Source organism: Halomonas sp. MCCC 1A13316, assembly GCF_014931605.1.
In the GTDB taxonomy this organism is placed as follows: domain Bacteria; phylum Pseudomonadota; class Gammaproteobacteria; order Pseudomonadales; family Halomonadaceae; genus Halomonas.
Genome location: NZ_CP053382.1, coordinates 2,999,023 through 3,024,209, shown reverse-complemented (window position 1 = coordinate 3,024,209; position 25,187 = coordinate 2,999,023). Strand labels below are relative to the sequence as shown.

Sequence of the window (25,187 nt, the reverse complement as noted above, 5' to 3'; positions counted from 1 at the left end):
AATGTTCTTGTGGTAACAGACGAGTCTCGTCACTCGTCTCCCAGCGCAAGCAGTGACGCATTGCCGCCCAGCGCGGCGGTATTGACGGTCACCGTTTTTTCCGTGGCGAAGCGCAGCAGGTAATGCGGTCCGCCAGCCTTGGGTCCGGTACCGGAAAGGCCCTGGCCTCCGAACGGCTGAACGCCCACGACGGCGCCGATGATATTCCGGTTTATGTACACATTTCCAACGCGAATCTTCTGTGCGACGAGTTGCGCAAAGGATTCGTTGCGGCTATGTACGCCGAACGTCAGCCCGTAACCCTTGGCGTTGATCGATTCGAGTACCTGCTCGATCTCGCTGGCCTTGTAGCGCACCACGTGCAGGATCGGGCCGAACTGCTCGCGTTCCAGAGCATCGATGGCATCGATGCTGAAGGCCATCGGCGGCACGAAGGTGCCATCCGCGGTGTGGGCTGGATCCAGGCGAGTCTCGGCCAGCAGGCGGCCTTCGCCCTTGAGCGTCTCGATATGCGCCATCAGGCTCCTGCGGGCGTCTTCATCGATCACCGGGCCGACATCGGTGCCCAGGTCACGGGGGTCGCCGACGTGCAGCTCGTCCATGGCACCGCGCAGAATTTCGATGATCCGGTCGGCTACGTCGTCCTGCAGGTAGAGCACGCGCAGCGCGCTGCAGCGTTGGCCGGCGCTCTGGTAGGCGGACTGGACCACGTCCGCCACGACCTGCTCCGGCAGAGCGGTGGAGTCGACGATCAGTGCGTTCATGCCACCGGTTTCGGCGACCAGTGCCGGCAGTGGTGCGTTCTCGCGCGCGGCCAGGGCGCGGTTGATGATCTGGGCGGTATCGGTACCGCCGGTGAAGACGACACCGGTGATGCGGGGGTCGGAAGTGAGTACGCTGCCCACGGTGGGGCCGTCGCCCGGCAATAGCTGTACCACGTCGCGCGGCATGCCGGCTTCGTGAAGCAGTTCGACCACGCGATGGGCGACGATGGAGGTCTGTTCGGCGGGTTTGGCCAGCACGCTGTTGCCGGCCACGGCGGCGGCCACCATCTGGCCGCAGAAGATCGCCACCGGGAAGTTCCATGGACTGATCGCGGCGAACACCCCCTTGCCGTTCAGCATCAGTCGGTTCGACTCGCCGGTGGGGCCGGGCAGCTCGATAGGCTCGCCGAACTGCTCTTCGGCGCGCATGGCGTAGTAGCGGCAGAAATCCACCGCCTCGCGGATCTCATCGACGCCATCGGTGAGCAGCTTGCCGCCCTCACGGGAGCATAGTGTCATCAGCTCGGCCATGTTCTCTTCCATCAGGTCGCCCAGGCGGCTGATGATGGCGGCTCGCTCGGCTACTGGCGTAGCCTCCCAGCGTGGGAAGGCGGCCCAGGCGGCATCCACCGCCCGCGCTGCCTGATCGCGGCTGGTCCACTGGACGCTACCGACCCGCTGGCGGCGGTCATAGGGGCTGAACACCTCGTGCACGCTGGCCGGGTCGCGTGTCACCTCGAAGGCAAGCAGCGGCCCGACTTCGTAACTGCGCTCCATGTAGCCCGACATGTCCTTCATCAGCGGCTCGTACTGGCTACGTATGTTGAGATTGACGCCACGTGAGTTGCGGCGCTTCTCGCCGTAGATGTCGGTGGGCATGGGAATTCTGGGATTGGCGAAGGTGCGGTACTGGCCCAGGGTTTCCACGGGATGCACGCAGAGCGTTTCCACCGGCACCTTGGGGTCGACCAACTGATGCACGAACGAGGAGTTGGCGCCGTTCTCCAGCAGGCGACGCACCAAGTAGGGCAGCAGGTCCTTGTGTGCGCCCACCGGGGCATAGATTCGGCAATAAGTGCCTTGGGGGGCGCGCTTGAGTGCCGCATCGTAGAGCGCCTCGCCCATGCCGTGCAGGCGCTGGAACTCGAAGGGACGGGTGGCCTCGTTGCCCATCTCCAGTATGGTACTGATGGTATGGGCGTTATGCGTGGCGAACTGCGGGAAGATGCGACCGCGGGTCTGATCCGAGAGCAGGAAACGTGCGCAGACCAGGTAGGCGACGTCGGTGCAGGCCTTGCGCGTGTAGACCGGGTAGCCCTCTACCCCGAGCTGCTGCGACTCCTTGATTTCGCTGTCCCAGTAGGCGCCCTTGACCAGGCGTAGCGGGATCTCGTCGCCCTGACGCTCGGCCAGACGATTGAGGAAATGCAGTACCGGCAGCGCGCGCTTGGAGTAGGCCTGCACCACCAGTCCGAAGTGGCCCCAGCCCTTGCAGGTGCTGCTCTCGTAGACGGCGCGGAACACTTCCAGCGACAGCTCCAGGCGATCGACTTCCTCGGCGTCGATGGTCAGCGCCACGTTGCGCTGGCGTGCCAGGGTGGCCAATTCGCGCACGCTGGCGACCAGTTCTCGCAGGACCTGATCGCGGCGGCCGAATTCGTAACGGGGGTGCAGCGCCGACAGCTTGATCGATACGGAGGGCGCCGGCGTCCGGTCGGAGAGGTTGGTGCTGGTCAGGCCGACCCGCTCGATGGCGCGGGCGTAGTCGTCGAAGTAGCGCCTGGCGTCGTCGCGAGTGCGTGCCGCTTCCCCCAGCATGTCGTAGGAGTAGGTGTAGCCCTTGTCGAATAGTGGCCGGGAGCGCTTCAGGGCCTCGTCGATATCGCGACCGAGCACGAACTGCTTGCCCATGACCTTCATCGCCTCGTACATGGCGCGGCGGATCACCGGCTCGCCCATGCGGTTGACCATGCGGTTGATGAAGCTCGAGGGCTTGCCGTCGCGAGGCTTGTCGAGCGTGACCACGCGGCCGGTCATCAACAGCCCCCAGGTCGAGGCATTGACCAGCCAGGAGTCGCTCTGGCCCATGTGCGCCCTCCAATCGGCAGGGCCCAGCTTGTCTTCGATCAGCGCATCGGCCGTAGCCGTGTCGGGGATGCGCAGCATGGCCTCGGCCAGGCACATCAACATCAGCCCCTCGTGGGTGTCCAGGCTGTATTGCTGAAGCAGTTCGTCGATGGTGTCTACGGCGGTGTCCATCTCACGAACCTCGCGGACGAGTTCGGCGGTCTTGCCTGCGATGCGCCGGAAGTCTTCTGGATCGGCACTGAGTACATTGACCAGTTCCTGGACGAAGGCTTCCTCATCGACGATGTAATGATCGCTGATACGCGAGAACAGGGTATCGAGTTCCTGCTGCCAGGAGGCAGCCTCCAGCATTGTTTTGGCGTTGAGCATTTAAATTCCCCGAATGTCGCCCGTCCTGAAACGGCAAGAGCCATGTGTCAGGCGTTCAGCCCGAACACGGGTGTGTCACCCTTGACTGTAGGGGGCGAACGGCGGTGCTGCTTGTCAAAACCCCGGAAGGATTTACACAATCCGCGGGTTTTGCAGGTAAGGGGATTGTAATTACGACTTAAGTCGTATGTTGTAGGCGGTTTGTGGGGAAGGCGGCGGAACTGCCCAGCTTGTTGCTACGTCGAAGCTGGCTGGGAGGGCAGCCGTAGGCGCCGCGGAACGCATGAGAGAAGGCGCTCTGGTGAGCGAAGCCGGTATTAAGGGCGATCTGTGAAAGCGGCATGTGACCTTCCTCGAGCAACCGCCGAGCTGCTTCCAGGCGACGCCGGCGAACGTACTGCCAGGGGGAGAGTCCGGTCTGCTGGCGAAAGCGGCTACGGAAATGCGCTTCGCTGAGGCACGCCTGTGCGGCAAGGTCGGCGACCGAGATCGGGCAGGACAGGTGTCGATCGATGAAATGGTCGAGCTTGGCCAAGTCGAGCTGGCGCATTGCCGGCTGCGAGGGTGCACCGCCAAGTCTGGCGTGCAGGCAGCCGAGAAAAGTCGCCGCCAGCCGATCGCTCTGGGTGTTGCTCAAGCGCTGCTGGCTGTCGGCTTGCTCGAGCAGCAAAAAATCCAGGTAATGCTTGAGCGGCTTGTCCAGGGCGAAGAAGCGGGGGGCATCGAAAAGCCGCGACAGCTCGTGGTGATAACCGGTGAGCGAGGGGGCATTGGCAGGCAGGTCGAGGATCAGCTGGCGATTGACGCCCTGACCCATGTAGTAGTGCACGTGATTGGCGGGCACGATACAGCCGGAAAACGCCGAGATTGCACCGCCCAGACCCTCGATTTCGAATTCTGCCTGGCCCTGCAAACCGATGACGATCTGGTGAAAGTCATGGACATGATGCTGGGTAGCGGTATCGAGCGGAATCTGGCGTATGACACTGGACATGTAGAACTCCCGCGTGCTGGCTATCGCAACCGAGCATATCACACCCGACGCCCTGTCAACGCTACGGCTGGTTGCGCTGCCGCTCCCGCAGGCGCTGGTGGGAAGCCAAGTGACTGCGCAGGGCGGACAACTCCTCCCGGCCTGTCTTGTCGAGCAGCGGTTTGCCCTGAGCCAGCTGCCAGGGACGCCCATGCTCCTGCATCAAATGCTGGGCCCGGCGCCTCACGCCGTCGAGGTAATCGTCATGGCGAATGGGGTAGGTGATCACGACGTTCCATTCATTTTCTCCCACCTGGTTGGCCAGGGCCTTGTCGAACAGCTCCAGCAGCTGTTCCGGCTCGGTGCGGTAGCGCGGAGTGCGCGAGAACAGCAGGATCAGCACGACGCCGCCGATGACGAACAGGCAGACGGCAAAGATGAGCAGGAAGAGAGCCATGGAAAAGCCACGCTGGGAAGGGACGAGCTGGCCGGCAACCTAAGCTACCTGGCGCAGCGGCCTGCTGCGGGAACTGGAGCGGGTGAAGGGAATCGAACCCTCGTCTTAAGCTTGGGAAGCTTCTGCTCTACCATTGAGCTACACCCGCGAGGCGTTTCGATAGTAAAACCAAGGGCTTGGGCTTTGCAAGCCGTCTTGTGAATTTCCCTTTTTCGGTCGGTTAAGTACTTGTTTTAACGGTTCGATGCGATGCGTCATGCGGCCTTGACGCTGATTCTCGCAGCGAGGTCGGGAGAGGGAGAGAAAAAAATTATCGAACGGTGGCGAACTTTTTTGCTTGCTGCTGTCATATCTGATACAGGCAACAGCGCGATGGCAGTCGCTAACACTGTTGTTCTGGCTTGCAGTTTCGATCTTGCCGCCCATGACATCCCTCATGGGCGGTTTTTTTTGTGCCACGTACAGCAAGCACCCACGACAAGAAACGAGCCTGTCCGTCAGGCTCGTTCGGTTTCTCGAGGGGGAGGCCTGCTATCAGGCCTGCAAGGTGGAGGGGCTCAGCTGTGCCGCATGCGCAGAATGGCGGTCAGCACATCGCGACGGGTCACGATGCCGCACAGGCGGCCCTGTTCCGTCACCGGGAATACCTTGGGTTTCTGGCCTAGCATCTCCTGTGCAAGATCGGTGATGCTCTTGGTAGGCGAAACGGAGAGAACCTCGTTGCGCATCAGTTCCTTCACCAGTGGGGCCTCGTCGTTGAGGTAAGCGCTCTGGAGCAGCTTGCCGAGCACGTCCTGCTCGGAAATGAAACCGATCAGTTGGTCATGATGATCGACGACCGGTACGCCGGGCAGACGATGCAAGGCCAGGCCTTCGGCCAGGGTGGTGATCGACATGTTGCCTGTGACCCGGTAGCAATCCCGGGACATGATCTCGCGAACGATGGTAGGGGCCCGGTTGGGCATGGCGCATCTCCTTGTTCCGAACGCTCTCGGCGGGACACTCTCAGCATAGCCGAGTCGACTCGGATATAAGGAATCCCTTCAACCCCTGGCCAACGCTTGGTTCCCTCCCGAACGGGGGCAGGGGCGGCAGCGGAACATGGCCGGGCGAGATTGGCTCCAAGGCAACGAGACCTGGTCTAGCCTGAAAGCAGGCCCGGCGAACCTGGCGCGACGGTGAGAGCAGGAGGTGGTTTATGGATGCGCGTGAATACTTGGCGAGAAAAGGACTCGATGGCCGCCGGGACGAGGAGCGCCCCAACACGCTGGAGGAGAAAGCGTGGGAGCGTGCCCGTCAGGCAGGTGGGCACCAGCCTCGCGCCGGTACTCCCTATGACTGGGAGGACTGGGAGCGCTATCACGAGGAACTGGCCGAAGGTGCCGAATCCATCGACCAGAAGGTCGATCACGAAGCGCATCGTCAGGCACAGGAGCCCGAGCGCGCGGAGCGCGAGGTGGACGCGGTGGTGCAGGAATACGTGCCGTCGGCTGAGCGCAGTTCAGCCACTGCTGGCACACAGATGGCAACGGCATCCTCGCCATGGCAAGAGTCTGCGACGTTGCGCTTTTCCTACAAGGCGCTAGCCGTGCTTCTACCTCCCTTGGCCGTTGGCCTGGCCCAGGGGGGGAGCGCGCGCGTGCTCGTCAGCCTGCTCCTTACACTGCTGGGTTGGGTGCCGGGCTGCCTCTACGCCTGGTCATGGTTGAGACGCCGGCTGAGGTGAGCCGAGACGCCTGCTTTGGCTGCCGTCCAGCGGCCATTGAAGGGAAGGCGGGACTCCTCAACGTACCCCCGTAATCGCCTTCGGAATCGAACAGCCATGTTGGAAACGAAAGCGAGAGTTCGGGATGATTTTGCTGATACTAGACTATGGTATAAGCGTTTTATCGAACATGAGCGTTGCCGCCTATCGGCCGCTGAGCTAGTCTCGCTATCGTAAATCGAACATTTGAGGTTCGTTTTCGATCAGAATAGAGCATATCGCACCGATACCTTGTTCGTTTCTCTTCGCCACCTCAATGTCTGCGACCCACAAGAATAACAGGGCGAGACCCATGCCTTACCCACTCTCCAGCGACCAAGACACGACCGGTACGTGCGACTCTATTGGGTTGCGCGCCGGTCGGTCATGTCGTAATTCCCACGCGCCGCCTCGCCCAACGACTCGACAACGATGACAAAGAGTTCAGCATGTCCTTGATACTTGAAAACATCGACCATGTGGTCAACGGAGCAACACATATCGAAGGGGTCAACCTCGAGTTGGCGCCCGGCTCCTTCAACGTTTTGCTGGGCCGAACCCTGGCCGGCAAGACGACACTGATGCGGATCATGGCCGGTCTCGAAATACCAACCCGTGGCCGTGTGCTGATGCATGGCGAGGATGTGACGCGCAAATCGGTACGCAAGCGCAACGTCTCGATGGTCTATCAGCAGTTCATCAATTACCCGGGCCTCACCGTCTACGACAACATAGCTTCTCCGCTCAAGCTGGCCCGGGTGCCACGTGAGGAAATTCGCCAGCGGGTCCACGACACGGCCGCAATGCTGCATATCGAGCAATTGCTCGACCGCTACCCGGCGGAGCTTTCGGGCGGCCAGCAGCAGCGCACCGCGATGGGCCGAGCGCTGGTCAAGGATGCCGACCTGATCCTGTTCGACGAACCGCTGGTCAACCTCGACTACAAGCTGCGCGAAGAGTTTCGCGAGGAACTGCGCGAGCTTTTCAAGACGCGCAACTGCATCGCCGTGTACGCCACCACTGAGCCCAACGAGGCGCTGGCGCTGGGTGGGCACGCTGCCGTGCTGCATGAGGGGCGCCTGCTGCAATACGGTCCCACCGAGGATGTCTACCACCGCCCGAGCGATGTGCTCAGCGCCGAGATGTTCTCGGAACCGCCGATCAACGTGATGCCGGCGATGGTGTCAGGCTCGGAAGTGACTTTCGATCGTAACGTGCATTTCCCGCTCAACCGCGATCTGGCCGGCCTGTCCCCGGGCCAGTACCAGTTCGGCGTGCGAGCCTCGCACATCGGTCTCAAGCCTCAGGCGGAAGATGACCTGGAGCTGGATGTAACGGTCGATATCGCCGAGATCAGTGGGGCCGAGACTTTCCTGCACGTGCGCAACGATCGCTTCCAACTGGTACTGCACCTGGGTGGAATACACGAGTTCGCCGTTGATCAGCCGCTCAAGGTCTACCTGCCGACCCACAAGATCTATGCCTTCGACCGACATGGCGACGTCGTGCATATCCCGTCACGGCCAGGAGCGCACTGATGGCCCAGATAACTCTCAAGTCGCTGGCACACAGCTATTCGGCCAGCCCCTCCGGACCCGAGGACTACGCCATCCGTGAAATGGACCACGTATGGAAGCAGGGTGGGGCCTATGCCTTGCTCGGACCGTCGGGCTGCGGCAAGTCGACATTGCTCAATATCATTTCCGGTCTGCTCACGCCCTCGGATGGGCAGGTTCTGTTCGACGATCAGGTAATGAACGAGTTGCCGCCCGAGGAGCGCAACATCGCCCAGGTATTCCAGTTCCCGGTGGTCTACGACACCATGACGGTGTACGACAACCTGGCCTTTCCGCTGCGCAACGTGGGCACTGCCGAAGCCAAGGTGCGCGAGCGCGTGGCCGAAGTGGCCGACATTCTCGATCTCACCTCGCTGCTCCGACGCAAGGCACGCAACCTCACTGCCGATGAGAAGCAGAAGGTCTCCATGGGTCGTGGGTTGGTACGCGACGACGTCTCGGCGATTCTCTTCGACGAACCGCTCACGGTGATCGATCCACAGCTCAAATGGAAGCTTCGACGCAAGCTCAAGGAGATCCACGAGCGCTTCAACATCACCATGATCTATGTGACTCATGACCAGCTCGAGGCTTCGACATTCGCCGACAAGATTGCGGTCATGTATGAAGGCCAAGTGGTGCAGTTCGGCACCCCGCGCGAACTGTTCGAGGCACCGGCCCACACCTTCGTCGGCTATTTCATCGGCAGCCCCGGGATGAATTTCGTCGAGGTGGTACGAACCGATAAGGGGGGCGTGCGTGCCGGCACCGTCGACCTGACTCTACCGCCTGCGCTGCAACGAGCGATCCAACAAACCCGTTCGCGCAACGTCAAGCTGGGCATTCGGCCCGAGTTCGTCGAGATTCTGACCGCTCCCGCCGCAGACGCTTACCCCATCGAGATCGGCAACGTTCAGGATCTCGGTACTTACCGCATCGTGTCGTTCACCTTTGCCGGTGTGGCGTTCCGTGCCCGCCTGGAGGAGGACCAGCCCTTGCCGGAGGGTCAAGCGTTCGTCCGCTTCCCCGAGGCGTGGTTGAGCCTGTACATCGACGAGTTCCGCGTGGAGGTGGGGCAATGAACAAGGTCCAGAACAATCGGGCGTGGTTCCTGATTCTGCCCATGCTGTTGCTGGTGGCGTTCTCCGCCATCGTGCCGCTGATGACGGTGGTCAACTACTCGGTGCAGGACGTGTTCGATGCCAACACGCGCTTTTTCACCGGTACCGAGTGGTTCGAGGTGATGCTCAACGACCGCGCGCTGCAGGCCGCATTGCTGCGCCAATTCGCCTTCTCGTTCACCATTCTGGCGATCGAGGTGCCGCTGGGTATCGGCATTGCGTTGTTGATGCCCAAGCGCGGCTGGCAGGCGTCAGCGGTACTGATTCTGATCACGCTGCCATTGCTGATTCCCTGGAACGTGGTGGGCAGCATCTGGCAGCTTTTTACCCGCAGTGACATCGGCCTGATGGGGGTGAGCATCCGTGAGCTGGGCTACGCCTACAACATCACCCGCAACCCCTCCGATGCCTGGGTTACGATCATCCTCATGGATGTGTGGCACTGGACGCCGCTGATCGCCCTGCTGTGCTATAGCGGCCTGCGAGCGATTCCGGATGCCTATTACCAGGCGGCGCGCATCGACCGCGCCTCCAAGTGGGCGGTGTTCCGCTACATCCAACTGCCCAAGCTGACCAATGTGCTGGTCATCGGCGTGCTGCTGCGTTTCATGCACTCATTCATGATCTACGCCGAGCCGTTCGTGCTGACTGGCGGCGGGCCGGGCAGTTCCACCACCTTTCTCAGCCAAACGCTGACCACCATGGCCATTGGACAGCGTGACCTGGGCCCCTCGGCGGCATTCTCGCTGATCTACTTCCTCATTATTCTGCTGGTCTGCTGGGTGTTCTACACCGCGATCATGAACAGCCAGAAGGACAACACCACTCAGGGAGGAGCCTGACATGACGAGCTCCGTACCGACCACGCCCGATAGGGTACGTCGCCAGGCCGCCGAGGCGGCTGCCAAGCGCCGCAAGCGCACTCGCTCCGCCACCGTCCGCTGGCGTCGCCGTGCACTGCTGGGCTTCTACCTTATCTTCGTGATATTGCCGATCTATTGGCTGCTCAACCTGTCGTTCCAGAGCAACAGCGAAATCCTCGGTACCTTCTCGTTCTGGCCGCGGAGTTTTACCCTAGGTAATTACGTGGGAATCTTCACCGACGCCAACTGGTACATGGGGTACGTCAACTCGCTGGCCTACGTGCTGATGAACATGCTGATCAGCATCTCGGTGGCGCTGCCGGCCGCCTACGCATTCAGCCGCTTCAAGTTCATTGGCGACAAGCATCTGTTCTTTTGGTTGCTGACCAATCTGATGGCACCGCCGGCGGTGTTCCTGCTGCCCTATTTTCAGCTCTACTACTCGGTGGGGTTGTTCGATACTCACATTGCCGTGGCGCTGGCCCACTGTCTGTTCAACATCCCCTTGGCGGTGTGGATCCTCGAGGGGTTCATGAGCGGCGTGCCCAAGGAAGTCGACGAAACCGCCTACATCGATGGCTACAGTTTCCCGGCATTCTTCGTGAAGATCTTCCTGCCTATGATCCGCTCGGGGATCGGGGTAACGCTGTTCTTCCTGTTCATGTTCTCGTGGGTCGAGCTGCTGCTCTCCCGCACTCTGACCGCCACCAATGCCCAGCCGATCGCCTCGATCATGACACGCACCTCGACGGCGTCGGGTATCGACTGGGGCACCCTGGCCGCCGCCGGCGTGCTGACCATCATTCCTGGCATCGTGGTGGTCTACTTCGTGCGTAATCACATCGCCAAGGGCTTCGCCCTGGGCCGGACCTGAACGGGAGGAAACCGCAATGGACTGGATGGTCTGGACCCTGCCCACGGCAATCTTCTTCTCCGTCATCGCCGCCATACTGCTCGGCATGACGGCCTGGGAGCTGGTCTCTCCGACCGTGGAGCGGCGTGGCTTTCTGCCGATCGCCACGACCCGCGGAGATCGGCTCTTCATCGGACTGCTTTCGGCCGCCTATATCCACCTGGTGACGGTCGGCTTTACCGAGCTCTCGATTTGGTTTGCCCTGGGGATTTCCGTCCTCTGGTTGCTGGTGCTGATGCGCTGGGGCTGAACCAAGGCAGTACGGACGATAACCATGTCAAGGATGACGACCACACGCAGAACGAGGTCAACATGAAGAACAACAGGTTAAAACTGACGGCACTGGCGGGCAGTCTTCTGCTTGCCTCGGGTGCCCTGCACGCCCAATCCGACGATGCGCGCGCGATCGCCGAACGGCTCGTCGACGAGCATTTTCAGAACTCGACGCTATCGCGCGAGGAGCAGATCGAGGAGCTGCTGTGGTTCGCCAAGGTCGCCGAGCCATTTCGCGACATGGAGATCAATACCGTCGCCGAGGGCCTCACGACTCACGTCTGGGAGCGCGACGTGCTGGCACCGGCTTTCGAGGAACTCACCGGCATCCGGGTCACCCACAACATCATTGGCGAGGGTGATGTCGTAGACAACATGCAGACCCAGATGCAGACCGGGCGCAACATCTACGACGGCTACGTCAACGACTCGGACGCCATCGGCACGCATATTCGCTACGGGACCACCATCAACCTGAACGAGGCGATGGAGAACGAGTGGGCCGACTACACGCTGCCGACGCTCGATCTGGATGATTTCATCGGTCTGCAGTACGGCACCGGGCCGGATGGCAACCTCTACCAATTGCCCGATCAGCAGTTCGCCAACCTCTACTGGTTCCGCTACGACTGGTTCCAGCGTGAGGATCTGCAGGAGCAGTTCCGCGAGATCTATGGCTACGACTTGGGCGTGCCGACCAATTGGACCGCCTACGAGGACATCGCCGAGTTCTTCACCGAGCACGTGGGTGAGATAGACGGCGAGCAGATCTATGGCCACATGGATTACGGACGTCGTGACCCCTCGCTGGGCTGGCGCTTCCACGACTCCTGGCTCTCGATGGCCGGCATGGGCAGCCCCGGGGTGCCGTTCGGCAACCCGGTGGACGACTGGGGGATTCGCGTCGACGAAGAGAGCCGTCCGGTGGGCGCCAGCGTCAGTCGCGGTGGGGCGACCAACTCGCCGGCCTCGGTGTTCGCCGTGACCAAGATGGTCGAGTGGCTCGACAAGTATGCGCCGCCCGAGGCGCAGGGCATGACCTTCGGCGAGGCCGGGCCTGTGCCCGCCCAGGGCAACATCGCCCAGCAGATGTTCTGGTACACCGCCTTTACCGCCGACATGACCGACCCGGGGCTGCCCGTCACCGACGAAGAAGGCAACCCCAAGTGGCGCATGGCGCCATCACCCACCGGGCCATACTGGGAAGAGGGCATGAAGGTGGGGTACCAGGACGTGGGTTCCTGGACCTTCTTCGACTCCACGCCCGAGGATAGGCGCACCGCGGCCTGGCTGTTCGCTCAGTTCTCAACCGCCAAGACAGTCTCGCTGGAGAAGCTGATGGCCGGCCTCACGCCCATTCGCGAATCTGACATCTTCTCCGAGCAGATGACCGAGATGGCGCCCAAGCTGGGTGGCTTGGTGGAATTCTACCGCAGCCCCAACGAGTCCAATTGGACGCCTTCCTCGACCAACGTGCCGGACTATCCGCGTATGGCACCGCTGTGGTGGCAGAACCTGGCACCCGCGGTCAGCGGCGAAGTGACCCCCAAAGAGGCGTTGGACAACTTGGCCGGGGAACTCGACAACATCATGTCGCGCCTGGCGCGGGCCAACGTGTTCGAGTCCTATCCGCCGTTGCTCAACGAGGAGCGCGATCCGGAGTACTGGCTGTCGCAGGAGGGCTCGCCCAAGGCCGAGCTGGAAAACGAGATGCCGCAGGGAACCACTGTGCCCTACGACCAGATGATGGAGGAGTGGATGGCCGCCGGTACACGTCAATAAAACGTCGATATCGGGCAAGGCGCCCGACTCGGCTCAGGTCCGGCGCAAGTTTGCCGGGCTTGCAACGAAACACGTGTTTCCGGTAGCCCGTCCGGGTCATTCCAGGCCCCGCTCGGCGCTCGCCGAGCGGGGCTTTTGTTTGTAAAAGGTCCGCACATGGAACTGCGTAGCAGCAATATCGACAAGCTGGACGATGAGGTCTTCGACGTTCTGATCGTTGGCGGCGGTATCAACGGCGCCTCGGCGGCGGCGGCCTTGGCCGGCAAGGGAGTTCGGGTCGCCCTGATCGAGCGCGGAGACTTCGCCGGCAGCACCAGCATGCACTCCTCCAATCTGGTGTGGGGCGGTATCAAGTACATGGAGAGCCGCGACTTCGCGCTGGTGCGCAAGTTATGCAAGAGTCGTAACCACTTGATCAGGAGTTATCCCGCCACGGTACAGGAGATCCGTTTCCTGACCACCATTACACGCGGCTTTCGCTATCATCCACGCTACCTGTGGGCCGGGGCCTGGCTCTACTGGCTGATCGGCAACGGCTTTACCCGCATTCCGCGCTTCCTCCCGCCGCAGGCGATCCGTGACAGCGAAGCGATCATCGACATCCGCGATGCCGTAGGAGGCTTCGAGTATTCTGATGCCTACCTTCACGACAATGATGCACGCTTCGTCTTCAACTTCGTTCGCGGCGCACTCAACTACGGCGGCGTGGCTGTGAACTACGTGGAGTCGCTGGGCGCGGAGCGTCAGGGCGGTCTCTGGACCACTCGGGCACGCGACGTAATCGGCGGCAACGATATCGCAATCCGTTCGAAGGTTCTGATCAATGCCGCCGGCCCGTGGGTCGACGAGCACAACGGCTTGACCGGCCAGGCCACCGAACATCGCCATGTCTATTCCAAGGGTATCCACCTGATCGTGCCGCGGCTGACCGACAGCCAGCGGGTGCTGGCGTTCTTTGCCGATGACGGCCGGCTGTTCTTCGTGATCCCCATGGGGCCGAGGACATGTATCGGTACCACCGATACACGCGTCGAGCAGCCCGAGGTGGAGGCGACCGAGGCCGATATTCGCTTCGTGCTCGACAATATCAACAAGCGTCTCGAACTCGACAGACCGCTGGGCAAGGAGGACATCATCTCCATTCGCTGCGGTGTGCGTCCTCTGGTGGTCAGGGCGGGGGGCGGTGGCGAGCGAGATTTCCTGCAGCTATCGCGCAAGCATGCCATTGATCTCAATCAGCGCGATGCCCATCTCAGCATCTTCGGCGGCAAGCTCACCGACTGCCTCAACGTGGGCGAGGAGGTCGTCGCGGCGGTTGGAGGCATGGGGATCGAGGTACCGTACCCGCAGCATCGCTGGTACGGTGAACCGCCCGATCAGGTGCGCCGGGAGTTCCATCATCAGGCGAAGCTGATGCATCTCGACGACATGACCGCAGCCGATGCCTCCGAGCCGCTGTCGAGCCGATTATGGCGGCGCTATGGTACCCATGCGCTGGAGATGCTCGAGGAGATTCGCGAGAACCCGCGACAGGCCGAGGTCCTGATCGAGGGCACCGAGTACCTGCGTTGCGAGCTGCGCTATGCCAAGCGGCGCGAGATGATCACGCGGCTGGAGGATTTCCTGCGCCGGCGCTCGAAGATAGCCTTGGTGGTCCACGAGGAGGCGATGCGCCAATCCCCCGGGCTACGCGAGGCTTGCTCGATCCTGTTCGGCGACCAGGCCGATATTCGGCTCGCCGAGTACTTCGCCACCACGCGGCGCGAGCGCGGCGAGCATGTCGTTGATCTGCCTGGCGAGGCGCTAGGCTCCGCAGCGCCACGGCCTAGCTGAGCTTCACTGCATCGATGCGTTGAAGCGGAGCGCCATGCCGGTATAATGCCCGTCAACTTTCGTGATCAAAGAGGTTAACCGTGGGCTATCTCATCGGCGTCACCGCGCTCTGGGCCTTCTCGTTCTCGCTGATCGGCGTCTACTTGGCCGGCCAGGTAGATAGCTACTTCGCAGTCCTCATGCGCGTTTCGCTGGCGGCGCTGGTGTTCCTGCCGTTCCTGCGACCCTCGTTGCTGGTAGGGCGCCAGCGGCTCGCCCTGATGGGGCTGGGCGCCGTGCAGCTGGGCATCATGTACATCTTTTTCTATCAGTCCTTCCTGCTGCTGACGGTACCGGAAGTGCTGCTGTTCACCATCTTCACGCCGCTCTACGTGACGCTGCTCGACGACGCCCTGTTTGGCCGCTTCACGCCGTTCTACCTGCTCACCGCCGCCCTGGCAGTGCTGGGCGCAGCAGTGATTCGCTACGATGGTCTCGACAGCGGCTTCTGGCTCGGTTTCCTGGTGGTACAGGGGGCGAACATCTGCTTTGCGCTGGGGCAGGTGGGGTATCGGCGGCTCTCCGTGACGCTGCCTGCCGAACTGCCGCGCCACAGCGTCTTTGCCTGGTTCTACCTCGGCGCCTTGATTGTGGTGTTGCCGGCCTTCGCCCTGCTAGGCAATCCCGCCGCGTTGCCGAGTACCGGTGTGCAGTGGGGCGTGCTGGCCTGGTTGGGCCTGGTAGCATCGGGCCTCGGCTATTTCTTCTGGAACCTGGGCGCTACACGGGTCGACGCCGGGGCGCTGGCGATCATGAACAACGCTCTGATCCCCGCCGGGCTCGCAGTCAATCTGGTGATCTGGAACCGCGATGCCGATCTGGTGCGGCTGGCTCTGGGAGGGGCAATCATCGTCGGTTCGCTGTTACTCAACGAGTGGTGGCTGCGTCGCCGGGCGCCAGTCACAGCGTGAGTCGCGTTTGCCCGCCCTGAACCCAGCCTTCATAATGAGCGCCGACGATCCGAGAGGCCAGGGCATGCAAAAAGAGCACGGCGGGTTCAAGAATATCGGTCTGATCGGCCGCCTGGGCAGTACCAAGGTGGTCGAGACCCTCAAGCGCCTGCTGCGCTTTCTCGACGAGCGTGGCTTACATGTCATCGTCGAGGACCGCACCGCCACCGTGCTGCTCGACCATGGCCATCCCGAAGCCAGCCGGCGCACCTTGGGCGAGCTTTGCGATCTCGTCATCGTGGTGGGAGGCGATGGCAGCCTGCTCGGGGCCGCTCGCACGCTGTGTCACAGCGGCACTCTGGTGCTGGGTGTCAATCGGGGGCGGCTGGGCTTTCTCACCGATATCTCGCCCGACGAGATCGAGGAGCGCGTCGGTCAGGTACTCGCCGGCCAGTACGAAGTCGAGGAACGCTTCCTGCTCGATGCCGAGCTGTACCGCGACGGTACTCTGGTGGGCAGCGGCGATGCCCTGAACGAGGTAGTGCTGCATCCGGGCAAGGCAGTGCGCATGATCGAGTTCGAACTGTTCATCGACAAGCAGTTCGTCTGCAGCCAGCGCAGCGATGGCCTGATCATGGCCACGCCCACCGGTTCCACCGCCTATGCGCTGTCCGGGGGCGGCTCGATCATGCATCCCAAGCTGGACGTGATCGAGCTGGTACCGATGTTCCCCCATACCTTGTCGAGCCGGCCCATCGTCATCGATGCCGCCAGCGAGATCCACGTTCACATCGGCGAGACTAACCAGACCTATCCCCATATCAGCTGTGACGGCCAGACACGTGCCGTGGCCAAGCCCGACGATGTGCTGGTGGTGAAGCGCAAGCCTCAGCGGGTGCAATTGGCACATCCTCTCGGTCATAACTTTTACGAGGTCCTGCGCAGCAAGCTGGGCTGGAGCAATCGGCTGGGGGATTGACGTGAGGCAGGCGGCGATAGAGGGCTACGACCTGATTGGTGACGTGCATGGCTGCGGGGCGACCCTGGCGGCTCTGCTGGAGCGGCTCGGCTATCACCAGCGTGGCGGCGTCTACCGGCATCCGCGGCGGCGGGTCGTGTTTCTGGGAGATCTGATCGATCGCGGCCCGCGGATTCGCCTGGCGGTCACTATCGCCCGGCGCATGGTGGAGGAGGGCGAGGCGTATATCGTCATGGGCAACCATGAGTACAATGCCTTGGCCTACTGTCATCGTGCGCCTCGCCAGCATGGTCGCGAGTGGCTGCGCGAGCACTCGCCGCGTCACAACCGCATCATCAAGGAGACCCTCGACCAGTACCGCGATCACCCGGCCGAGTGGGACGAGACTTTGTCCTGGTTCATGGAGATGCCGCTGTATCTGGACTTCGGTGAGTTTCGAGTGGTCCACGCCTGTTGGGACCAGACGCTGGTCGACGCGCTGAATCACGAGTGCCCCGGAGGCGTCATCGACGAACCCTTCCTGCAGCAGTCCGTGGCGCCGGATACGCTGGCCTATCGCATCTTCGATCGCCTGACCCGCGGCGTGCATCTACCGTTGCCGCCAGGCGTGGAAATTCACTCTGGGGATGGTTTCACCCGGCGCAGCTTCAGGGCGCATTTCTGGGCGCGAGAGCCACGCACCTGGGGTGATGTGATCTTCCAGCCCGACAATCTGCCCGACGACCTGGAGGAACGCGAGCTGACAGCGGCCGAGCGTGCACGTTTGCCGTATTACGGTCTCGATCAGTCGCCGCTGTTCATCGGCCACTACTGGTGCGAGGGCATTCCGGCCTTGCCGACGGCCAATATCGCCTGCCTGGACTACAGCGCGGTGAAGTTCGGGCGTCTGGTGGCCTATCGCTGGAGTGGCGAAAAACGGCTCGACGCCAATCACTTCGTCTGGGTTCGGGTGCCCCAAGAGGAGGCGGCCAGGCCGAGGCCTTGGGAAATCGATTTTGATTGAGCATGGCGTTACAAACTTTTACAACATTTTTTTGCTGTCGCCCTGAACTTCCTTTCGCTATGCCCATCTTAATAGGTGTTCCCTTGAATGATCCCTTGCTCTTATCCGGCGGCCCCCTTCCGCCGGATTTTTTATGTGCGCCGTGAGCCGAATTTGAGAAAAGCACCGCTGCAGCGCAAGATGCTTTCAAAAGGTTGGTTCAGGAAGATTTCATGTACCGAATCATGCTGTTTCCCCACGACACGGACACCAGCGAGCTGCGTCGTGCCTTGTGGGCTCACCGAATCGGGCATCGCTTCACTGAGGAGACGGAGGGGCAGGTGCTGTGGCTCGCCGACCCTGCTCAGCATGATGCGATGATACGGCTACTGACGCGCTGGCAGCGCGGCGAGCGGATCATGCCGGAGCGCCGCCAGCGTTCGGTGAGCGGTGCCTCACTGGCTATTTCCCTGCGCCAGGCACCCGTCACGGCCGCGGCGCTGGGTATTTCGCTGCTGGTGTTTGCGCTGATGTCCGTGCTCGGCGACATCGTGGTGGCCATGCTGACCGTCGTGCCAGTCGCCATCGTTGGCGGCGGGCTGGCCTTCGGTAACCTGACCGATGTGCTGGCCTCGGGGCAGGTGTGGCGATTCTTGTCGCCGGCCTTCCTGCACTTCGGTTGGATGCACCTGATCTTCAATATGATGTGGTTGTGGTACTTCGGACGCCAGGTCGAGACGCTGCAGGGCAGCGGGCGCATGCTGATGATTCTGCTGGGGGCGGGTATCGGCGCCAACCTCGCCCAGTACGCCACCGGTACCGCGCTGTTCGGCGGCATGTCGGGCGTCGACTTCGCCCTGCTCGGCTATGTCTGGCTGATGTCGCGCCGGGTGCCGAGTAGCGGTTTCTTCGTGCCGCAGATGCTGGTGGTGTTCATGCTCGGCTGGATGGTCTTCACCATGACCGACATGGCTGAAGCGGTCGGTTTCGGCAACGTCGCCAACGAGGCACACCTGGGTGGGTTGGTCGTGGGGCTGCTGTTGGGGTGGTATTATTCGAGCCGTGCCCGCCGCCTTTGATCAAGAGAGTTTGTATGAGCGATATGACCTTCGAGCGCATGATCCGGCAGATGACGCCGGCCATCTACGACAGCCTCAAGCAGGCGGTGGCGCTGCGCAAATGGCCCGATGGCCGTATGCTGACCGCGGAGCAGACCGAACTCTGCCTCGAGGCGGTGATTCGCTACGAGCACGAGAACCATGTGCCTGAAGAGCAGCGGGTCGGTTACTTGCAGCAGCGTACCTGCGGCAGCGCCAGCAATGGGAGCGACGTGCCGCCCGAGTTGGCGGAGTTAGCCCGGGATGCCGCTCGTGACTGAGTATGCCGTGACTGAATTCGACCGTATCGAAGCCGCTGCCTCGGTGCAGGGCTGCCTGAGCAAGATGACCATCGCGCCGGGCGAGCAGGGTGGGTCAGTGAAATACACGCTGCGCGCCGGCGAGCACCGGCTCGACCTCAATACGCGCCTCGGCCAGTCCCTGCGGCTGACCTGGACCGGAGCGATCGCTTGTACCCATTGCGGCCGGGCGACGAAGAAGAGCTTCGCCCAAGGTTACTGCTACCCCTGCTTCAAGAAGCTGGCCCAGTGCGATACCTGCATCGTCAAGCCCGAGACCTGCCATTTCGACGCCGGCACCTGCCGTGAGCCAGAGTGGGCCGAGCGCCACTGCTTCCAGCCGCACGTGGTCTATCTGGCCAACTCTTCCGGCCTCAAGGTCGGCATCACGCGGGGGACTCAGGTACCGACGCGCTGGCTCGATCAGGGCGCAATCCAGGCGCTACCGATCCTGGTGGTCGAAACCCGTCTGCAGTCCGGCCTGGTCGAAATGCTGTTCAAGGAAGAGGTCGCCGACCGAACCAACTGGCGCGCCATGCTCAAGGGTGAGGTTGAACCGCTCGACCTGGCAGCGGAGCGAAACCGGCTGCTGGCCCGGCTCGAGGGTGGGATCGCCCAGCTGCGCGAGCGTTTTGGCGCCGATACCATTCGCGAATTGGACGAGGCGCCGGTCTGCTTCGAATACCCGGTGCTGGAGTTCCCGCGCAAGATCGTTTCGCATAACTTCGACAAGCAGCCCGAGGTGGCCGGTACGCTGCTGGGCCTCAAGGGGCAGTACCTGATGCTCGATACCGGGGTGATCAACCTGCGTAAGTTCACCGGCTACGAGGTCGTCGTAAGCTGATCCTGCTGGCTCGGCTGCGTTATGCTGGCTCTTGAGCCTTGTATATAACAAGAGGAGCCGGTCATGTCCCAGATGCGTGCCATGCGACTGCATGTTCCAGGCCAGCCGCTGAAATGGGATCTCGTACCCAGACCCTTACCCGGGACGGGGCAGGTGCAGTTTCGCGTCCTGGCCTGTGGCGTATGCCGCACCGATCTGCATGTGGTAGATGGCGAGCTGCCGTCGCCCAGCCTGCCACTGGTGCCGGGGCACGAGATCGTCGCTGAGGTTACCCAATTGGGGGAAGGCATCTCCCACCTGTCACTGGGCATGCGTATCGGCGTTCCCTGGCTGGGCTGGACATGCGGCGAGTGCGAGGCCTGCCAAGCCGGGCGTGAGAATCTCTGTGTCCGCGCGCTATTTACTGGCTATACCCTTGATGGCGGCTATGCCGAATACGGCGTAGCCGATGCCCGCTACTGCTTTCCCTTGATGGCGGAAGATGCCCAGGCCACGGCTCCGCTGCTGTGTGCCGGTTTGATTGGTTATCGAACCTGGCGTCTGGCCGGTGGGGAGCAGAATAGACGTCTGGGGATCTATGGCTTCGGTGCTGCAGCCCATATTCTCGTGCAGCTCGCCGTGGCGTGCGGCCAGCGTGTCTACGCCTTCACTCGCCCGGGTGACGACGCGGCCCAGGCCTTTGCCCGCCGACTTGGCGCCGTGTGGGCCGGTGATGCCGACCAGTCTCCGCCCGAGCCCCTCGATGCCGCGCTGCTGTTTGCGCCGGTAGGAGAGCTGGTCCCGCTGGCGCTGGCCCAGGTGCGGCCGGGTGGGACAGTCGTCTCCGGCGGTATTCACATGTCCGACATCCCCGCTTTTCCCTATCGCCTGTTGTGGCAGGAACGCAGCATTAAATCGGTCGCCAATCTCACCCGGCAGGATGGCGAGGAGTTCCTGGCGTTGGCGCCTACGGTGCCGATACGCACCGAGACCCGCGCCTATCCGTTGGAGCAGGCCAACCAGGCGTTGGCCGACCTGCGCGAGGGTAGGCTGTCGGGGGCTGCGGTGCTGATTCCTTGAATTGGGCTCATGCTGCGAACGCTGGCACAGTTTTCGAATGACTCGCCTGGAAGGAAAAGATATTGGCAGGCTATGCTGTCTTTTCTTTTCCATGCGACGGGTTCCAACATGTATCGCCTTCATATCGCTAACAAGAACTACTCTTCCTGGTCACTACGCCCCTGGGTGCTGATGCGGCAGTTGGACATCCCGTTCGAGGAGCGCCTGACCCCCTTCGAGCCGGGATCGAACTGGACTGCGTTTCGCTCATTCTCGCCTTCCGGACTGGTGCCCTGCCTGGAGGACGGCGAACGCGTCGTATGGGAGTCGCTGGCGATCGTCGAATACCTGGCCGAGCGTCACGCCGGCGTATGGCCTGCCGCTGACGAGGCGCGCGCCTGGGCGCGCTGCGCCAACAGCGAGATGCATGCCGGCTTTTCTCCTTTGCGCAGCCTGTGCCCGATGAACTGCGGGGTCAGGGTGCGGTTGCACGCGATACCGGACGCCCTGGCGCACAACCTGGCCCGCCTCGACGAGCTCTGGCAGCAGGGCCTTGAGCGCTTCGGCGGTCCTTTCCTGGCGGGGGATACGTTCACTGCGGTGGATGCCTTCTTCGCCCCGGTGGCGTTCCGCGTGCAGAGCTTCGCGCTCGACCTCGGTGAACCCTCGATGGCATATGTCGAACGGCTACTGGCGCTACCCGCCATGCAGCAGTGGTACCAGGCGGCGCTGGACGAGCCGTGGCGCGAGGCAGGCCACGAGGCCGAGGTGCAGGAGAACGGCACCGTTATCGAGGATCTGCGGCACCTTTCCTGACACGCCCTCGGGTAGCTTCCCTTCCGTTGTGGCCAGCCCGGCTCAGGCGAACAGGTCGCCCTGAGCCCGGGGTGGCCGGAAGGACGTGGTGTCGAGCTGGCGCGCTTCGCGCTTTTCCGGGTCGTTGAGGCCCAGACGGCGGCAGGCCTTGTCGAAGCGCTGGGCGATGAGCTCGGCAAATATTCCCTCGCCGCGCATGCGCTTGCCGAAGCGGCTGTCGTAGTCGGCGCCGCTGCGACACTGGCGCACCAGGCTCATCACTTTGCCGGCCCGCTCCGGGTAGTGTGCCTGCAGCCAATCCTCGAACAGCGGCGCCACCTCGTGCGGCAGGCGCAGCAACGTCCATCCGGCTGATTCCGCCCCGGCGTCGCGGGCCGCCTCGAGCAGACGCTCCAGCTCGTGGTCGGTCAAGCCCGGGATGATCGGCGCGACCATGACCCCCACCGGTATACCGGCTTTTCTCAACTGCTCGATGGTACGCAGGCGTGCGGCAGGGGAGGCGGTGCGCGGCTCCAGGCTGCGCTTGAGTTCGGTGTCCAGGCTGGTGAGGCTGATCGAGACCCTGGCCAGGCGATGGCGGGCCAGCTCGGAGAGCAGGTCCAGGTCACGCAGGATCAGCGCACTCTTGGTGATGAGGGAAACCGGATGGCGGCACTCGAGCAGGAAGGCGAGTATCTCTCGGGTGCTGCCGCGCTCCGCTTCCAGTGGCTGGTAGCAGTCGGTGTTGCCGGAAAGCGCGATGGGCCGGCACACGTAGCTGCGCTTGCAAAACTCGTCGCGTAGCCGATCGACCAGGCCGCTACGGGCGATCAGACGGGTCTCGAAGTCGATGCCCGGCGACAGGTCCCAGTAGGCGTGGCTGGGCCGCGCATAGCAGTAGATGCAGCCATGCTCGCAGCCGCGGTAAGGGTTGAGCGAGCGGTCGAAGGCAAGATCGGGCGAGTCGTTCCAGGAGAGTGCGCTGCGCGCCTGCTCGTCGCTGACGATCGTGGCCAGCCGCGTTGGCATCTCTTCCTGCCACCAGCCATCGTCCTCCGTTTGGCTTTGGGTAGGGGCGAAGCGGTTGTCGGGGTTGTAGGTGGCGCCACGGCCCTTGCGTAGCTGCTTCTGATCGAATCCAGGCATGGGGCGAGTCCGTTTACTGTACTTGCATACAGTATATGGCCTCATCTGCGTATCGCCAATGCTGATTGATTGCTCAATGACGATTACGCTTCAGGCATGACATCAACTTCCCATCGCGACGCTTCGCGTACCGGCGAGGCGCTCTACTCACTCCAGGGGCTGTGGTGCACCAGCTGCGCGCTGGCCGTCGAGGCCCAATTGATGCGGCTATCCGGTGTGGTGGCTGCCAGCGTGCACTACCCCAGCGCCACCCTGCTGGTGCAGGGCCAGCCGGACGCCCTGGAGGAAACCCGACTGGCCGCCGCCGTGCGCCGGCTCGGCTACTGCCTCGGGCCGCCCGAGGCGATGGGCGATGCGCAGGCGAGGTTGGAGGCCGAAAGCCGCTACCTCACCCTGCGCCTGTTGACGGCAATCGCCTTCGGCATGTGGACCATGATCGCCTCGCTGCTGATCTACGTGGGTGCCATGCCCAGTTCCCGCCTGGAATTGGTCATGGCCTGGGTGTCCGGTGCCTTTGCCCTGCCCGTCGTCACCTACGTGGCACTGCCGTTCTATCGAGCGGGCTGGCGTACGCTGCGGGCATGGCGCCCCGGCATGGATGCCCTGGTATCGCTGGGCGCGCTGACGGCGGTAGGGGTGTCGCTGTGGCTGCTTTCACAGGGTTCGCCGGAGGTCTATTTCGATACTGCGGTGATGCTGGTCTCGCTGCTGCTGGCGGGCCGGCTGGTGGAGACCCTGTGTCGCCATCGCGGGCTGCGCGCACTGCAAGCACTGTACGAACCTTCCACCGAAGTCCAGCGCTGGGAACAGGGCGATTGGCACACCCGCCCCCTGGAGGCGGTGACGGTGGGAGACAGGGTGCGCGTCGAGGGCGGTGAAGCGCTGCCGCTGGATGGCATGCTGTGCGACGACGAAGCCTTGCTCGACCTCTCTCCACTGACCGGTGAGAGCGCCCCTCGGCGCTGCCTGGCGGGCGACCCCATAGCGGCGGGTTGCCGCAATCTTGGCGCGACGTTGGTGCTTGAAGTCACTGCGCCTGCCGGCGAGTGTCGCCTGGACCGCCTGCGCGAACAGATGTGGTGGCAGCAGGCTCGCAAGGGTGAACTGCAACGCCTGGCCGATCGCTTCGCCGGCTGGCTCAGTCCCGTGGCCGTGGTGCTGGCACTGTTGACTCTTGCCGCGACCTGGCTGGCTGGAGTGCCGGCTGAAGAAGCGTGGGTGAGGGCGCTGTCGGTGCTGGTGGTAGCCTGCCCCTGCGCCGTGGGCCTGGCGATACCCCTGGCCGGCCTGGCGGCTAGCGGGCAGGCGTTGGAACATGGCGTTGTCGTCCGTGACCCGAGTGTCTTCGAGGTGCTGGCGACGGTCCGCAGTGTGGCCTTCGACAAGACAGGGACGCTGACGCCGGGGGAGCCCGAAGTATTGGCCGTGCGGCCGGCACACGGTTATCGCGAGGTCGACATCCTTGCGTTGGCGGCGAGTGCGGCGCAGGGCAGTGGTCACCCGCTGGCGCGCGCGGTGTGCAGACACGCCCGGGACGCCGGCGTGGACCGCAGCGAAGAGGTAGCCGAGGCCGAGGAGTTCGGCGGACGTGGACGGCGCGTGGATCTGGCTGACGGTCGTCCGCTGCTGCTGGGTAGCCGCGCCTGGCTGGCCGGGAAGGGCATCGACGTCGATGGCCTGGAAGAAGCCGGCGCAAGTGAAGTGCTGCTGGCCTGCGGCGGGAGCTGGATCGGGCATTTTCGTTTGGGAGAGGCGGCACTGCCCGGCACCGCCGCGACCCTGGCCAGGCTGCGCCGGCAGGGGCTTGTACTGGCCCTGATCAGTGGAGACGGAGCTCAGGCGGTGCGTCGGCTGGGCGAGGCGGTCGGGCTACGCCCCGCAGAGTGCTACGCCGGACGCAGCCCGGAGGCCAAGGCACAGCTGCTCGCGGCCATGCCGCAGCCCTCGCTCTACGTCGGCGATGGGCTAAACGACATGCTGGGGCTGGCGACCGCCAGCGTGGGCGTGGCACCGCTGGGTGCCAGTTCGACGGTACAGGAGGGAGCCAGCGTGGCGCTGATGAGGCCGGGTGTGTCGGGTGTCGAGAACGCTCTGGACCTGGCAAGGCGTACCCGTCGCGTCATGCGTCAGAACCTGCTGCTCTCGGGAATTTACAATCTGCTGGCGCTGGGTCTGGCGGTGGCCATGCCGATACCGCCATGGGTAGCGGTGCTGGCCATGGCGGCAAGCTCGCTGAGCGTGGTGGCGAACTCGGCGCGGCTGGCCTGGAGCGATGAAGGGACCGTAGAGCGACAGGAGGCGCCGCCGGCAGAAGCGCTCGGCACGGCACCGTGACAGCGCGG

Annotated in this window: 23 protein-coding genes and 1 tRNA gene; 17 read left to right on the top strand and 7 right to left on the bottom strand. The window is 63.0% G+C overall.

The genetic code is table 11. The features are described 5' to 3' along the window. Positions 1 to 29: 29 nt before the first annotated feature. The 6 genes from putA to HNO52_RS13960 form a co-directional block, all read right to left on the bottom strand. Positions 30 to 3,221: a bifunctional proline dehydrogenase/L-glutamate gamma-semialdehyde dehydrogenase PutA gene (putA, locus tag HNO52_RS13985; RefSeq protein ID WP_197565876.1), complete on the bottom strand. Its 3,192-nt coding sequence runs from the start codon at positions 3,219 to 3,221 to the stop codon at positions 30 to 32. Between the two features lie 178 nt (positions 3,222 to 3,399). Further along, positions 3,400 to 4,215 carry a helix-turn-helix transcriptional regulator gene (locus HNO52_RS13980; protein ID WP_197565875.1) on the bottom strand — a complete coding sequence of 272 codons (816 nt, stop codon included), beginning with the start codon at positions 4,213 to 4,215 and terminating at the stop codon, positions 3,400 to 3,402. Positions 4,216 to 4,276: 61 nt separating this feature from the next. Further along, positions 4,277 to 4,651: a hypothetical protein gene (locus HNO52_RS13975; RefSeq protein WP_197565874.1), complete on the bottom strand. Its 375-nt coding sequence runs from the start codon at positions 4,649 to 4,651 to the stop codon at positions 4,277 to 4,279. Positions 4,652 to 4,725: 74 nt separating this feature from the next. Beyond that, positions 4,726 to 4,799 (bottom strand) — tRNA-Gly (locus tag HNO52_RS13970). Then, a complete protein-coding gene (locus HNO52_RS13965) occupies positions 4,790 to 5,077 on the bottom strand; it encodes a hypothetical protein (RefSeq protein WP_197565873.1) in 288 nt (95 codons plus the stop codon). The genes HNO52_RS13970 and HNO52_RS13965 overlap by 10 nt, the downstream gene beginning before the upstream one ends. Positions 5,078 to 5,208: 131 nt before the next feature. Then, positions 5,209 to 5,616, bottom strand: a complete 408-nt coding sequence (locus HNO52_RS13960) for a CBS domain-containing protein (RefSeq protein WP_197565872.1) — start codon at positions 5,614 to 5,616, stop codon at positions 5,209 to 5,211. 233 nt (positions 5,617 to 5,849) lie between these two features. Between HNO52_RS13960 and HNO52_RS13955 the strand changes: the two genes are divergently transcribed. The 16 genes from HNO52_RS13955 to HNO52_RS13880 all read left to right on the top strand — a co-directional run bounded on the left by HNO52_RS13955 (position 5,850) and on the right by HNO52_RS13880 (position 21,720). Further along, the gene (locus HNO52_RS13955; protein ID WP_197565871.1) at positions 5,850 to 6,377 is read left to right on the top strand and encodes a YqaE/Pmp3 family membrane protein; all 528 of its coding nucleotides are present in this window, start codon (positions 5,850 to 5,852) and stop codon (positions 6,375 to 6,377) included. Between the two features lie 467 nt (positions 6,378 to 6,844). Further along, positions 6,845 to 7,933, top strand: coding sequence for an ABC transporter ATP-binding protein (locus tag HNO52_RS13950; protein ID WP_197565870.1), 1,089 nt, complete (start codon positions 6,845 to 6,847; stop codon positions 7,931 to 7,933). After that, positions 7,933 to 9,033, top strand: a complete 1,101-nt coding sequence (locus HNO52_RS13945) for an ABC transporter ATP-binding protein (RefSeq protein WP_197565869.1) — start codon at positions 7,933 to 7,935, stop codon at positions 9,031 to 9,033. The genes HNO52_RS13950 and HNO52_RS13945 overlap by 1 nt, the downstream gene beginning before the upstream one ends. Beyond that, a complete protein-coding gene (locus HNO52_RS13940) occupies positions 9,030 to 9,914 on the top strand; it encodes a carbohydrate ABC transporter permease (protein WP_197565868.1) in 885 nt (294 codons plus the stop codon). The genes HNO52_RS13945 and HNO52_RS13940 overlap by 4 nt, the downstream gene beginning before the upstream one ends. A 1-nt stretch (position 9,915) precedes the next feature. After that, positions 9,916 to 10,809 carry a carbohydrate ABC transporter permease gene (locus HNO52_RS13935; RefSeq protein WP_197565867.1) on the top strand — a complete coding sequence of 298 codons (894 nt, stop codon included), beginning with the start codon at positions 9,916 to 9,918 and terminating at the stop codon, positions 10,807 to 10,809. Positions 10,810 to 10,825: 16 nt separating this feature from the next. After that, entirely contained in the window at positions 10,826 to 11,098 is a 273-nt protein-coding gene (locus tag HNO52_RS13930) for a DUF2160 domain-containing protein (RefSeq protein ID WP_197565866.1), read from the top strand. A gap of 62 nt (positions 11,099 to 11,160) precedes the next feature. Continuing rightward, positions 11,161 to 12,903, top strand: coding sequence for an ABC transporter substrate-binding protein (locus HNO52_RS13925; protein WP_197565865.1), 1,743 nt, complete (start codon positions 11,161 to 11,163; stop codon positions 12,901 to 12,903). Between the two features lie 156 nt (positions 12,904 to 13,059). After that, a complete protein-coding gene (locus HNO52_RS13920; protein WP_197565864.1) occupies positions 13,060 to 14,736 on the top strand; it encodes a glycerol-3-phosphate dehydrogenase/oxidase in 1,677 nt (558 codons plus the stop codon). 80 nt (positions 14,737 to 14,816) lie between these two features. Continuing rightward, a complete protein-coding gene (locus HNO52_RS13915; protein ID WP_197565863.1) occupies positions 14,817 to 15,686 on the top strand; it encodes a carboxylate/amino acid/amine transporter in 870 nt (289 codons plus the stop codon). A gap of 64 nt (positions 15,687 to 15,750) precedes the next feature. Then, positions 15,751 to 16,644, top strand: a complete 894-nt coding sequence (locus HNO52_RS13910; RefSeq protein WP_197565862.1) for an NAD(+) kinase — start codon at positions 15,751 to 15,753, stop codon at positions 16,642 to 16,644. 16 nt (positions 16,645 to 16,660) lie between these two features. Further along, entirely contained in the window at positions 16,661 to 17,647 is a 987-nt protein-coding gene (locus HNO52_RS13905; protein ID WP_197569237.1) for a metallophosphoesterase, read from the top strand. Positions 17,648 to 17,859: 212 nt separating this feature from the next. Beyond that, the gene (locus tag HNO52_RS13900; RefSeq protein ID WP_197565861.1) at positions 17,860 to 18,705 is read left to right on the top strand and encodes a rhomboid family intramembrane serine protease; all 846 of its coding nucleotides are present in this window, start codon (positions 17,860 to 17,862) and stop codon (positions 18,703 to 18,705) included. Between the two features lie 14 nt (positions 18,706 to 18,719). Continuing rightward, entirely contained in the window at positions 18,720 to 19,004 is a 285-nt protein-coding gene (locus HNO52_RS13895) for a YeaC family protein (protein WP_197565860.1), read from the top strand. Then, positions 18,988 to 19,866: a DUF2797 domain-containing protein gene (locus HNO52_RS13890; RefSeq protein WP_197565859.1), complete on the top strand. Its 879-nt coding sequence runs from the start codon at positions 18,988 to 18,990 to the stop codon at positions 19,864 to 19,866. Before HNO52_RS13895 ends, HNO52_RS13890 begins: the two co-directional genes overlap by 17 nt. 63 nt (positions 19,867 to 19,929) lie before the next feature. Further along, a complete protein-coding gene (locus tag HNO52_RS13885; protein WP_197565858.1) occupies positions 19,930 to 20,925 on the top strand; it encodes a zinc-dependent alcohol dehydrogenase family protein in 996 nt (331 codons plus the stop codon). A gap of 108 nt (positions 20,926 to 21,033) precedes the next feature. Then, positions 21,034 to 21,720, top strand: a complete 687-nt coding sequence (locus HNO52_RS13880; protein WP_197565857.1) for a glutathione S-transferase family protein — start codon at positions 21,034 to 21,036, stop codon at positions 21,718 to 21,720. 42 nt (positions 21,721 to 21,762) lie between these two features. Here HNO52_RS13880 and HNO52_RS13875 read toward each other — a convergent pair whose 3' ends face one another. Continuing rightward, entirely contained in the window at positions 21,763 to 22,845 is a 1,083-nt protein-coding gene (locus HNO52_RS13875; protein ID WP_197565856.1) for a PA0069 family radical SAM protein, read from the bottom strand. 96 nt (positions 22,846 to 22,941) lie between these two features. Between HNO52_RS13875 and HNO52_RS13870 the strand changes: the two genes are divergently transcribed. Then, on the top strand, positions 22,942 to 25,179 hold the full coding sequence (locus HNO52_RS13870; RefSeq protein ID WP_197565855.1) for a heavy metal translocating P-type ATPase: 2,238 nt from the start codon (positions 22,942 to 22,944) through the stop codon (positions 25,177 to 25,179). Positions 25,180 to 25,187: the final 8 nt, after the last annotated feature.

What these genes read in the sequence shown, in the direction of transcription:
- putA (WP_197565876.1), bottom strand. Translation starts at nt 3,221, where the DNA reads ATGCTCAACGCCAAAACAATGCTGGAGGCTGCCTCCTGGCAGCAGGAA.
- HNO52_RS13980 (WP_197565875.1), bottom strand. Translation starts at nt 4,215, where the DNA reads ATGTCCAGTGTCATACGCCAGATTCCGCTCGATACCGCTACCCAGCAT.
- HNO52_RS13975 (WP_197565874.1), bottom strand. Translation starts at nt 4,651, where the DNA reads ATGGCTCTCTTCCTGCTCATCTTTGCCGTCTGCCTGTTCGTCATCGGC.
- HNO52_RS13965 (WP_197565873.1), bottom strand. Translation starts at nt 5,077, where the DNA reads ATGGGCGGCAAGATCGAAACTGCAAGCCAGAACAACAGTGTTAGCGAC.
- HNO52_RS13960 (WP_197565872.1), bottom strand. Translation starts at nt 5,616, where the DNA reads ATGCCCAACCGGGCCCCTACCATCGTTCGCGAGATCATGTCCCGGGAT.
- HNO52_RS13955 (WP_197565871.1), top strand. Translation starts at nt 5,850, where the DNA reads ATGGATGCGCGTGAATACTTGGCGAGAAAAGGACTCGATGGCCGCCGG.
- HNO52_RS13950 (WP_197565870.1), top strand. Translation starts at nt 6,845, where the DNA reads ATGTCCTTGATACTTGAAAACATCGACCATGTGGTCAACGGAGCAACA.
- HNO52_RS13945 (WP_197565869.1), top strand. Translation starts at nt 7,933, where the DNA reads ATGGCCCAGATAACTCTCAAGTCGCTGGCACACAGCTATTCGGCCAGC.
- HNO52_RS13940 (WP_197565868.1), top strand. Translation starts at nt 9,030, where the DNA reads ATGAACAAGGTCCAGAACAATCGGGCGTGGTTCCTGATTCTGCCCATG.
- HNO52_RS13935 (WP_197565867.1), top strand. Translation starts at nt 9,916, where the DNA reads ATGACGAGCTCCGTACCGACCACGCCCGATAGGGTACGTCGCCAGGCC.
- HNO52_RS13930 (WP_197565866.1), top strand. Translation starts at nt 10,826, where the DNA reads ATGGACTGGATGGTCTGGACCCTGCCCACGGCAATCTTCTTCTCCGTC.
- HNO52_RS13925 (WP_197565865.1), top strand. Translation starts at nt 11,161, where the DNA reads ATGAAGAACAACAGGTTAAAACTGACGGCACTGGCGGGCAGTCTTCTG.
- HNO52_RS13920 (WP_197565864.1), top strand. Translation starts at nt 13,060, where the DNA reads ATGGAACTGCGTAGCAGCAATATCGACAAGCTGGACGATGAGGTCTTC.
- HNO52_RS13910 (WP_197565862.1), top strand. Translation starts at nt 15,751, where the DNA reads ATGCAAAAAGAGCACGGCGGGTTCAAGAATATCGGTCTGATCGGCCGC.
- HNO52_RS13900 (WP_197565861.1), top strand. Translation starts at nt 17,860, where the DNA reads ATGTACCGAATCATGCTGTTTCCCCACGACACGGACACCAGCGAGCTG.
- HNO52_RS13895 (WP_197565860.1), top strand. Translation starts at nt 18,720, where the DNA reads ATGAGCGATATGACCTTCGAGCGCATGATCCGGCAGATGACGCCGGCC.
- HNO52_RS13890 (WP_197565859.1), top strand. Translation starts at nt 18,988, where the DNA reads ATGCCGCTCGTGACTGAGTATGCCGTGACTGAATTCGACCGTATCGAA.
- HNO52_RS13885 (WP_197565858.1), top strand. Translation starts at nt 19,930, where the DNA reads ATGTCCCAGATGCGTGCCATGCGACTGCATGTTCCAGGCCAGCCGCTG.
- HNO52_RS13880 (WP_197565857.1), top strand. Translation starts at nt 21,034, where the DNA reads ATGTATCGCCTTCATATCGCTAACAAGAACTACTCTTCCTGGTCACTA.
- HNO52_RS13875 (WP_197565856.1), bottom strand. Translation starts at nt 22,845, where the DNA reads ATGCCTGGATTCGATCAGAAGCAGCTACGCAAGGGCCGTGGCGCCACC.
- HNO52_RS13870 (WP_197565855.1), top strand. Translation starts at nt 22,942, where the DNA reads ATGACATCAACTTCCCATCGCGACGCTTCGCGTACCGGCGAGGCGCTC.